The sequence below is a fragment of the Rhizobium giardinii bv. giardinii H152 genome (genome assembly GCF_000379605.1).
Lineage (GTDB): Bacteria > Pseudomonadota > Alphaproteobacteria > Rhizobiales > Rhizobiaceae > Pararhizobium > Pararhizobium giardinii.
Genome location: NZ_KB902694.1, coordinates 23,128 through 32,968 on the forward strand (window position 1 = coordinate 23,128; position 9,841 = coordinate 32,968).

8 protein-coding genes are annotated in these 9,841 nt (G+C 61.5%); 5 read left to right on the forward strand and 3 right to left on the reverse strand.

The window, feature by feature from the left end; genetic code table 11:
* The first annotated feature begins 15 nt into the window (after window positions 1-15).
* The 3 genes from A3AY_RS0124055 to metH all read left to right on the forward strand — a co-directional run bounded on the left by A3AY_RS0124055 (window position 16) and on the right by metH (window position 5,629).
* Window positions 16-510, forward strand: a complete 495-nt coding sequence (locus tag A3AY_RS0124055; RefSeq protein WP_018328241.1) for a heme-degrading domain-containing protein — start codon at window positions 16-18, stop codon at window positions 508-510.
* A 19-nt stretch (window positions 511-529) separates the two neighbouring features.
* A complete protein-coding gene (locus tag A3AY_RS0124060; protein WP_018328242.1) occupies window positions 530-1,687 on the forward strand; it encodes an AGE family epimerase/isomerase in 1,158 nt (385 codons plus the stop codon).
* Window positions 1,688-1,855: 168 nt separating this feature from the next.
* On the forward strand, window positions 1,856-5,629 hold the full coding sequence (gene metH, locus A3AY_RS0124065; protein ID WP_018328243.1) for a methionine synthase: 3,774 nt from the start codon (window positions 1,856-1,858) through the stop codon (window positions 5,627-5,629).
* A gap of 129 nt (window positions 5,630-5,758) precedes the next feature.
* On the opposite strand, the gene A3AY_RS0124070 is transcribed toward metH, so the two are convergent.
* Window positions 5,759-6,736: a nucleoside recognition domain-containing protein gene (locus A3AY_RS0124070; protein ID WP_018328244.1), complete on the reverse strand. Its 978-nt coding sequence runs from the start codon at window positions 6,734-6,736 to the stop codon at window positions 5,759-5,761.
* Window positions 6,737-6,857: 121 nt separating this feature from the next.
* Here A3AY_RS0124070 and A3AY_RS0124075 point away from each other — a divergent pair, with 121 nt between their 5' ends.
* Entirely contained in the window at window positions 6,858-7,310 is a 453-nt protein-coding gene (locus A3AY_RS0124075; RefSeq protein WP_018328245.1) for an Lrp/AsnC family transcriptional regulator, read from the forward strand.
* A 169-nt stretch (window positions 7,311-7,479) separates the two neighbouring features.
* Window positions 7,480-7,698, forward strand: coding sequence for a hypothetical protein (locus A3AY_RS0124080; RefSeq protein WP_018328246.1), 219 nt, complete (start codon window positions 7,480-7,482; stop codon window positions 7,696-7,698).
* A gap of 87 nt (window positions 7,699-7,785) precedes the next feature.
* Here A3AY_RS0124080 and A3AY_RS0124085 read toward each other — a convergent pair whose 3' ends face one another.
* A complete protein-coding gene (locus A3AY_RS0124085) occupies window positions 7,786-9,264 on the reverse strand; it encodes an aldehyde dehydrogenase family protein (RefSeq protein ID WP_018328247.1) in 1,479 nt (492 codons plus the stop codon).
* Between the two features lie 321 nt (window positions 9,265-9,585).
* A partial coding sequence (locus A3AY_RS40175; protein ID WP_210163028.1) for a hypothetical protein occupies window positions 9,586-9,841 on the reverse strand: 256 nt, incomplete at its 5' end.

Below are 9,841 nucleotides of genomic sequence, written 5' to 3' on the forward strand. Positions count from 1 at the left end.
AAAGGAGACGGCGCTATGAACGTCGACAAGGATCTCGAACGCATCGCGCTGCAGGAACAGGAACTGCAGTTCGACAGCTTTGGCCTGGAAACCGGCTGGAAACTCGGCTCGCTGCTGCGGGATATGGCGGTGGAACGGAAGCTCGGCGTCGTGATCGACGTGACGCTGTTTTCGATGCCGGTCTTCTATGCGGCGCTGGAAGGATCGACGCCCGACAATCCGAGCTGGGTGCGCCGCAAGCGCAACTGCGTCTTCCGTTTTTTCAAAAGCAGCTATGCGATCGGCCTGACGCTCGCCAGGCAGGACAGCACGCTGCAGGCCAAGTTCGGCCTGCCGGACACCGAGTTTGCGCCGCATGGCGGCAGCTTCCCGATCGTCGTGAAAGGCACGGCCTGCATCGGCGCGGTCACGGTGTCCGGCCTGCCGCAGCGCGAGGATCACAACATGGTGGTCGAGGCGCTTGCGGCCATCCTCGGCAAGGATATCGGCGCGCTGAAACTCGACGCGTAGGAGAGGACGGATACTGACGATGGATATTGCCGGCTTTTCTGCGAAACTGAACGATTGGCTCGCCAATGCGGCGCTGCCGATGTGGCGTGGCAAGGGCTTTGACGTGTCGAGTGGCGGTTTCGTCGAGACGATCGACATGACGGGCGAGCCGACGCGGGCGAACCGCCGGTCGCGCGTCCAACCGCGCCAGGTCTATTGCTTTGCGGAAGCGGGCCGTCGCGGCTGGCCGGGAGACTGGCAAAGCGTGGCCAGGAGCGGCATTGCCTATTTCGATCGGGTCTATCTGCAGCCGAGCGGCTTTTACGGGGCGCTCGCCGACGCGGACGGCAACCTGATCGACGCGTCGTTCGATCTCTACAATCAGGCCTTCGCCCTGTTGTCCTTTGCCTATCTCGCCCAGGTCTTTCCGGAGCGGAAGGCGGAGATGATCGAACGCAGCAATACGCTGCGTGAAAAGCTCGAGGCCCATTGCAAGCATCCATCGGCCGGCTTCGAGGAGGACAATCCGCCGCGCCTGCCGCTCTGCTCCAATCCGCATATGCACCTGTTCGAGGCATGCCTGGCAAGCGAGGACGTCGAAGGGTTCGACGCGGTCGCCTGGACCAATCTTGCCGATGAGATTGCAGCGCTGTGCATGGGGCATTTCATCGACAGGGAAACCGGCGCGCTACGCGAATTCTTCGATCAGGACTGGTCGCCGATGCCGGGCGACAAGGGCCGCATCGTCGAACCGGGCCACCAGTTCGAATGGGCCTGGCTGCTTTTGCGCTGGGGCGAGCGGCGCGGCAATGCCGATGCGCTCGTCAAGGCGCGCCGCCTGTTCGAAATCGGCGAGCAATATGGCATCGCGCAGCCGCGCGACGTGGCCGTGATGACGCTTCTCGACGATTTCTCGGTGGCCGATGCGGTTGCCCGGCTGTGGCCGCAGACGGAATGGCTGAAGGCCGCGATTCGCTTTGCGGCGCTGACGCAGGGCGAGGAACGCGAGCGCTATCTCCGCTCCTCCGCGCGCGCTGCATCGGCGCTCATGAAGTTTCTCGACACGCCGGTGTCGGGTTTGTGGCGCGACAAGCAAAAGGCTGACGGCAGCTTTGTCGACGAGCCGGCGCCGGCGAGCAGCTTCTATCACATCCTCTGCGCCATCTACGAACTGGACGATTGCCTGAAGCGGCTCTGACGCGCCATTCGATTGATGTCTCGCCGACCGGCCCGTTTCGCCTGAAACGGGCCCGTTTCTTTTTTGCGCAAGTTTCGGTATTTTCAAGCGCATATATTGACATAAAGATATCTTTATGTGATTTGTGATTTTCGATTTTTTTGTCGTTTTCAGAACGGGAGATTTCCCATGTCCGCCATCGAAGCCCTTTTCGGCGCCGTTTCACCCCGTCCCGATGGTTCGGAAGTCATGGCTGCATTGAAAGCGGCGGCGCGCGAACGCATCCTGATCATGGATGGCGCGATGGGCACGGAGATCCAGCAGCTTGGCCTCGGCGAAGAGCATTTCCGCGGCGACCGCTTCGCCGGCTGCGATTGTCATCTCCAGGGCAACAACGACCTCCTGACGCTGACCCAGCCCGGCGCGATCGAGGAAATCCATTACAACTACGCCATTGCCGGCGCCGATATCATCGAGACCAACACCTTCTCCTCCACCTCGATCGCCCAGGCCGATTATGGCATGGCGGCGATGGTCTATGAACTGAACCGCGACGGGGCCCGGCTGGCGCGTCGTGCAGGGCTCAGGGCGCAGCAGGTCGACGGCAAGCGCCGCTTCGTCGCCGGCGCGCTCGGACCGACCAACCGCACTGCCTCGATCTCGCCCGACGTCAACAATCCGGGCTTCCGCGCCGTAACCTTCGACGACCTGCGCATCGCCTATGGCGAGCAGCTGCGCGGCCTGATCGATGGCGGCGTCGACATCATCCTGATCGAGACGATCTTCGACACCCTGAACGCCAAGGCGGCGATCTTCGCGACCGAAGAGGTCTTCATCGAAAAAGGCGTCCGCCTGCCGGTGATGATTTCCGGCACGATCACCGACCTGTCCGGCCGTACGCTGTCCGGCCAGACGCCGGCGGCCTTCTGGCATTCGGTGCGCCATGCCGACCCCTTCACCATCGGGCTGAACTGTGCGCTCGGCGCCAATGCCATGCGCGAGCACCTGACGGAAATCTCCGACGTCGCCGATACCTTCGTCTGCGCCTATCCTAATGCAGGTCTGCCGAACGAATTCGGCCGCTACGACGAAAGCCCTGAGGAGATGGCGGCGCAGATCGAGGGTTTCGCCCGCGAAGGCCTCGTCAACATCGTCGGCGGCTGCTGCGGCTCGACGCCGGCTCATATCCGCGCCATCGCCGAGGCTGTTTCGAAACATCCGCCGCGCCAGATTCCCGAGGTGCCGCGGCTGATGAAGCTGTCCGGGCTGGAGCCGTTCACGCTGAGCAAGGACATTGCCTTCGTCAATGTCGGCGAGCGCACCAACGTCACGGGCTCGGCCAAGTTCCGCAAGCTGATCACCGCCGGGGACTATGCGGGCGCTCTTGATGTCGCCCGCGATCAGGTGGCGAACGGCGCCCAGATCATCGACGTCAACATGGACGAGGGCCTGATCGATTCGAAGCAGGCGATGGTCGAATTCCTTAACCTGATTGCCGCCGAGCCGGATATCGCCCGCGTGCCTGTGATGATCGACAGTTCGAAATGGGAGATCATCGAGGCCGGGCTGAAATGCGTGCAGGGCAAGCCGCTGGTCAACTCGATCTCGATGAAGGAAGGCGAGGAAGCCTTTTTGCATCATGCAAAACTCTGCCGCGCCTATGGCGCCGCGGTCGTCGTCATGGCCTTCGACGAAAAGGGGCAGGCCGATACGAAGGCCCGCAAGGTCGAGATCTGCACCCGCGCCTACAGGCTGTTAACGGAACAGGCCGGTTTTGCGCCGGAAGACATCATCTTCGATCCGAACATCTTTGCGGTGGCGACCGGTATCGACGAACACAACAATTATGGCGTCGATTTCATCGAGGCGACCCGGGAGATCATCGAGACCCTGCCGCATGTGCATATTTCCGGCGGCGTCTCGAATCTCTCCTTCTCCTTTCGCGGCAACGAGCCGGTGCGCGAGGCAATGCACGCCGTGTTCCTCTATCACGCCATCCAGGCGGGCATGGACATGGGCATCGTCAACGCCGGACAGCTTGCGGTCTACGACCAGATCGAGCCGGAGCTGAAGGAAGCCTGCGAGGATGTCGTGCTCAACCGCCGCGCCGATTCGACCGAGCGGCTCTTGGAACTGGCCGAACGCTTCAAGGGAACGGCCGGCAGGGAGGCCAAGGAGCGGGACCTCAAATGGCGTGAATGGTCCGTCGAAAAGCGGCTGGAGCATGCGCTGGTCAACGGCATCACCGAATTCATCGACGCCGACACGGAGGAAGCGCGGGAAAATGCCGCCCGGCCGCTGCATGTCATCGAAGGCCCGTTGATGGCCGGCATGAATGTCGTCGGCGACCTCTTCGGTTCCGGCAAGATGTTCCTGCCGCAGGTGGTGAAGTCGGCGCGCGTGATGAAGCAGGCGGTCGCGGTTCTCCTGCCCCATATGGAAGCCGAGCGGCTGGCGGGTGGCGGCGAGGGCGAGCGCCAGAGCGCCGGCAAGGTGCTGATGGCGACGGTGAAGGGCGATGTGCACGACATCGGCAAGAACATTGTCGGCGTCGTTCTTGCCTGCAACAATTACGAGATCATCGATCTCGGCGTGATGGTGCATTCCGCGAAAATCCTCGAGGTCGCGCGCGAGAGAAATGTCGATATCATCGGCCTTTCCGGCTTGATTACGCCGTCGCTTGACGAGATGGCGCATGTGGCCGCCGAAATGGAGCGCGAAGGCTTTGATATTCCGCTGCTGATCGGCGGCGCCACGACAAGCCGCGTGCACACGGCGGTCAAGATCCACCCGCGCTACCGGCAGGGGCAGGCGGTCTACGTCACCGATGCCAGCCGCGCCGTCGGCGTCGTCTCCAGTCTGCTGTCGCCGGAAGCGAAGGATGGCTATGTCGAAACCGTCCGCGCGGAATACAGGAAGGTCGCCGACGCGCATGCCCGCAACGAGCTGGAAAAGCAGCGGCTGCCGCTGGCAAGGGCCCGCGCCAACGCGCAGAAGGTCGATTGGGATGCCTATCAGCCGAAGACGCCGTCCTTCCTCGGCACCCGTGTGTTTCAGGATTGGGATCTGGCGGAACTCGCGCGCTATATCGACTGGACGCCGTTCTTCCAGACCTGGGAGTTGAAGGGCGTCTACCCGAAAATTCTCGACGACGAACGCCAGGGCGAGGCTGCCCGCCAGCTCTTTGCCGATGCCCAGGCCATGCTGGCCAAGGTCATCGCCGAAAAATGGTTCGCGCCGAAAGCCGTGGTCGGCTTCTGGCCGGCCGGCACGGTGGGAGACGATATCCGACTGTTTGCCGACGAGACGCGGACGGCGGACCTTGCCAGGTTCTTTACGCTGCGCCAGCAGATGAGCAAGCGCGACGGCCGCCCGAACGTGGCGCTGTCCGACTTCGTCGCACCGGTGGAGAGCGGCAACCGCGACTATCTCGGCGGCTTCGTCGTGACCGCCGGCATCGAGGAAGTGGCGATCGCCGAGCGCTTCGAGCGCGCCAACGACGATTATTCCTCGATCATGGTGAAAGCACTCGCGGACCGGTTCGCCGAGGCATTTGCCGAGCGCATGCACGAATATGTGCGAAAGGAACTTTGGGGCTATGCGCCGGACGAGATGTTCTCGCCAACCGAGCTGATCGCTGAGCCCTACGCCGGCATCCGTCCTGCTCCTGGCTATCCGGCGCAGCCCGATCACACGGAGAAGGCAACTCTGTTTCGTCTGCTGAATGCGGAGGAGGAAATCGGCGTCACGCTGACGGAAAGCTTTGCCATGTGGCCGGGCTCCTCGGTCTCCGGCCTCTATATCGGTCACCGCGAAGCCTATTATTTCGGCGTTGCCAAGGTCGAGCGCGACCAGGTCGAGGACTACGCCGCGCGCAAGGACATGCCGATCGAGGACGTCGAACGCTGGCTGGGACCGATCCTCAATTATGTCCCGGCGCCGCGGGCAGAAGCAGCGGAATAGGGTCTATCGGGCGTTACTTGTTGGGGTCAGGTGAACGCTGACGCACCGGTCATTGTCGCGCGTGCAAACTTTCCGGGCGGAGCGGCGAACTGTAGTTCGCCGAGCCAAAAGCAGTGTTTCGTTCATAGCTCATCGTCCCGCCGCATTTATAGGGCTCAGCCGAAATATCTGCGCAAAGAATGTTTTGTCTGACAGGTGGCGAAGCAGAGCGGCAATCGCGGCAGTTGCCGCTACGGCGAAGGCGAGCCTCCCGGCAAGAACGCCGTGAACATTGGCGCCAAGCGAGATCACGACGAGAGTGTCCTCAATCACGCTGTGCGCGAAGCCCATGAACACACAGGAAAGAAAGATCTGACGTGGTGATATTGCCCCCGATTGCGCCTCGCGGATCAGAAGACCGGCGCCGTAGGAAATCCCCAGGAACAATCCGACAGCGGTGAGATGCCCCGCTTCGGTCCCAATACCGGCGAGGCGCAAGACAGGCGAAAGAGCCTTCATCAGCAATTCCAGCACTCCCGTCACCTTGAGAATTTCAAGGCCCCAGGACAGGACGACGAGGATGACAAACATCCAGATCATGGTCTCTCCAAGACCACGGAGATATTCGGCCCAATCGGGTGTGGAGCTTATGGGAATCCAGGCCGGGCTCGCCGGAGCCGACAACCAGCCTGTGGCCGTCAGAACATGGTGCAGTAGAAAAGCGTAGAACAAACCGCCTGCGATGCGCAGCACCGTCGTGGCGATCATGCCCGGGCCCGCCTTCTGAATGATCTTCTGCTCGACAGGCAGGCCGTGCGCGAACAGGATGAGCGCCGAGAAAACCGTGATATTCGCCTCGCTGAGCGACGATGCAGGAACGAGCGTGAAAATAAGCGGGACGGCGCCCCATATCCCGACGAGCATTGCCGTCAGCCAAGCCAGACCCAGCTCCGGGGGAAGCCCAACGAGATGCATGACCGGCGCAAAAACAGGGGCCACCATCTCGATCGCTCCCATTCTCGACAACAGCTCCGTCAAGATCGCGATGGGAATCGTGACCTTGACGAGCACCCAGTAGATTTCGAGGGTTTCCCTGGCTTTGCGCAAGGCGGACATCAACAACAGCATCGGAGGCTCCTTTCCGGTTACCTCGATCTGCTAGCCCGAGCCGGTTCGCATTTGTGGTCAAAAAATTGCAGAATGGTGCAATTTTATTGCAACGGCGCGGTTGATGGGTATGCTGGGAAAAATGGATCGGATCGACCGGAAGCTCTTGAACCTTATGCAGCGCGATGCATCGCGCACGAATGTCGATCTGGCAGACGAGGTGGGCCTGTCTCCCTCCAGCTGCCTGCGCCGCACACAGCGGCTGCAAAAATCAGGCGTGATCGACCGGATTGTCGCGATCCTGAACCCGGCAAAGGCCGGGCGTGTGATCAAGGCGCTGGTTGCGGTGGAACTGAAATTGCACGGCGAACAGCATATGCGCCGCTTTCTGGACATCGCGATCACCGAAGAGGCGGTTTCACATGCCTATGCCGTTACCGGCGAAACCGATGTCGTCTTAATGCTGCGCCTGCGCGATATGGAAGAATTCGACTCTCTCTGCGAGAGGTTATTCCGCGATCAGACCAATGTCGCCCGCTTCTTCACCATGATGATAATTCGCACGGCGAAAGAGGAAACGGCAATTCGGCTTTGATCATACGCCGCGTGCTCTTGCTGACGTGATGGCTTTCGTCCCATGCTGCCGCAGATTTGAAGCCGGAGGTTTGGATTGAGAAGGGCGCCTTGGTTCGTGTATGGGACCACTATGTGTTCGGCATAGCCACATGGATTGATGCGCGGCCGCAAAGGAGTACGACCAATCCATGGCCGAAGACAAGCAGGAAACCATCGCCCTTCTGAAGGCGCTTGCTCACGGCCCGAAACGTGACAACAGCGCCTATCACCAGGCCATCGCCGAGGCGCGCCGTGCCTTCGAGGACGCTGAGATTGCGCTCGGAGGACCGGTCCGGGTGCGGACCAAAACCAAAAGGAAGCGCAGCGGCGAATATGTCGTCAAATGGACGTTCAAACGTCTGACGTGACAGATCGTGTTTCCGATCGCGTCATCGCCGACGCCGGCAAGGGGGCACCCGTGCGTGAAAGTCACCGCCCGCCTTCTCGAAATCACCTCACCCCTTGATATACCACCCCCACGGCTCGTCGCTGTTGAACCGGGTGATCTGCTTCGTCTCCAGATAGTTCGCAAGTCCCCAGCGGCCGAGTTCGCGGCCGATGCCGGATTGCTTGTAGCCGCCCCAGGGCGCTTCGGCGAAGGTCGGCTGCGAGCAGTTGACCCAGACGATGCCGGCGCGCAGCGCCTCGGCCACGCGCTCGGCGCGCATCACGTCCTTCGACATGACGGCGGCGGCAAGCCCGAAGCGGCTGTCATTGGCCATGCGGATCGCATCGTCCTCGTCCTTGAACGGCTTGACGCAGACGACGGGGCCGAAGATCTCCTCCTTCCAGACGTAGCTGTCCTCGCTGATGTCGGTGAGCACTGTCGGTTCGATGAAGTAGCCGCGGTCGAGACCGGCGGGGCGCCTGCCGCCAAAGGCAATCGTCGCACCGTCGATGCGGGCGCGCTCGATTGCTGAAACGATCTTGTCGTATTGCCCCCTGGAAACGATCGGGCCGAGCAGGGTGCCCTCGTCCATGCCGTTGCCGATCCTGATCTTCGCCGCTTCGTCGCATAGCCGCGAAACCACGGCGTCATAGATGCTTGCCTGGACCAGTACGCGCGAGGTTGCCGAACAGACCTGGCCCTGGTTCCAGAAGATCCCGAACATGATCCATTCGACGGCCTTGTCGATGTCGCTGTCGGCGAAGATGACGAAAGGAGATTTGCCGCCGAGCTCCAGGCTGACGTTCTTGATGTCCTGTGCGCCGGCCATCATCACCTTGCGGCCGGTGGAGACCGAGCCGGTGAAGGCGAGCTTGTCGACCAGCGGATGCTCGGTCAGCGGCTCGCCGGCCTGCGGCCCGGTACCGGTGACGATGTTGAGCACACCGGCCGGAAGCTCGACCTCCTCGGCAATGACGCCCAGTTCAAGTGCGGTGAGCGGCGTCAGTTCCGAGGGTTTCAGCACCATGGTGCAGCCGGCGGCAAGGGCCGGGGCCACCTTCCAGGCGGCCATCAGCAGCGGATAGTTCCACGGGGTGATGGCGCCGACGACGCCCAATGGCTCGCGTACCACCCGCGAGGAGAAACGCGGTTCGCTGAGCGGGATCGTTTCTTCCGGATTGCGATCGAGTTCCTCGGCAAGGCCGGCGTAATAATTGAAACAGTTGACGACATCGTCGATGTCCCACAGCGCCTCGGGCAGGGGTTTGCCGTTGTCGGCGACCTCGAGCCTGGCGAGAAACTCCCGCTTCTCGGCGATCTTGTCTGCCATGGCGCGCAGATAGGCGGCCCGCTCGGTTCCCGTGAAGTGCGGCCAGGGCCCGGAATCGAAGGCGTAGCGCGCAGCTTTCACGGCCTTGTCGATGTCGCCGCTGGTGCCGGCCGGAGCCTTGTGGATCACCGCTTCGGTCGCCGGATCGACGACATCCAATGTCCCGCCCTTTTCAGGCCTGACCCATTCGCCGTCGATGTAAAGCCTGTCCTGCATGTCGCCGTCCCTTTTAGATCAGGTCGAGAATGGCTTGGCTGCCACCATGGTGGCCCTTTTTATCCGTATCGAATTGGCTGGAGTTTATCGTTCGGCGCCGGATTGTCGAGGAGGCCGTGACGGCGGCAACCAGGTCTTGGCCGGTCCGGCGACAGCGATCGATCGGGTGCCCGGCGCCGGCATCCGGGAAGGCGCTTTCGGGGGCGTATAAATGCCTTTCTTCCATTTTCGCCGGGAGGAGGGGATTTCGGCCGCCGGAACCTGACTGATTATCTCGATTCTATGGTCTGTTACGGCGCTTGCTGAAATATCACAGCAATATCAGTTGCTTACGAGAAAATTGATTTTTTTGAAATTGAGCTGTTGACTTCGTTTGAGGGGTGGGACTATAAACCGCTCACCAACGAGGGCGGCGGCGCTGCTGGCGACCGACGAACTCGCTCTGAAGTTTCTTTGAGAAATGGCGGGCGGATTTGGGGTTTCAGGCGGTGACGCTTCGGGCTCTCGGGGTAAAGGTTTTGGACGGTTTTGACCGTCGGTTTTTTGACAATTGAATAGAGAGAAAGAGAAACGTGGG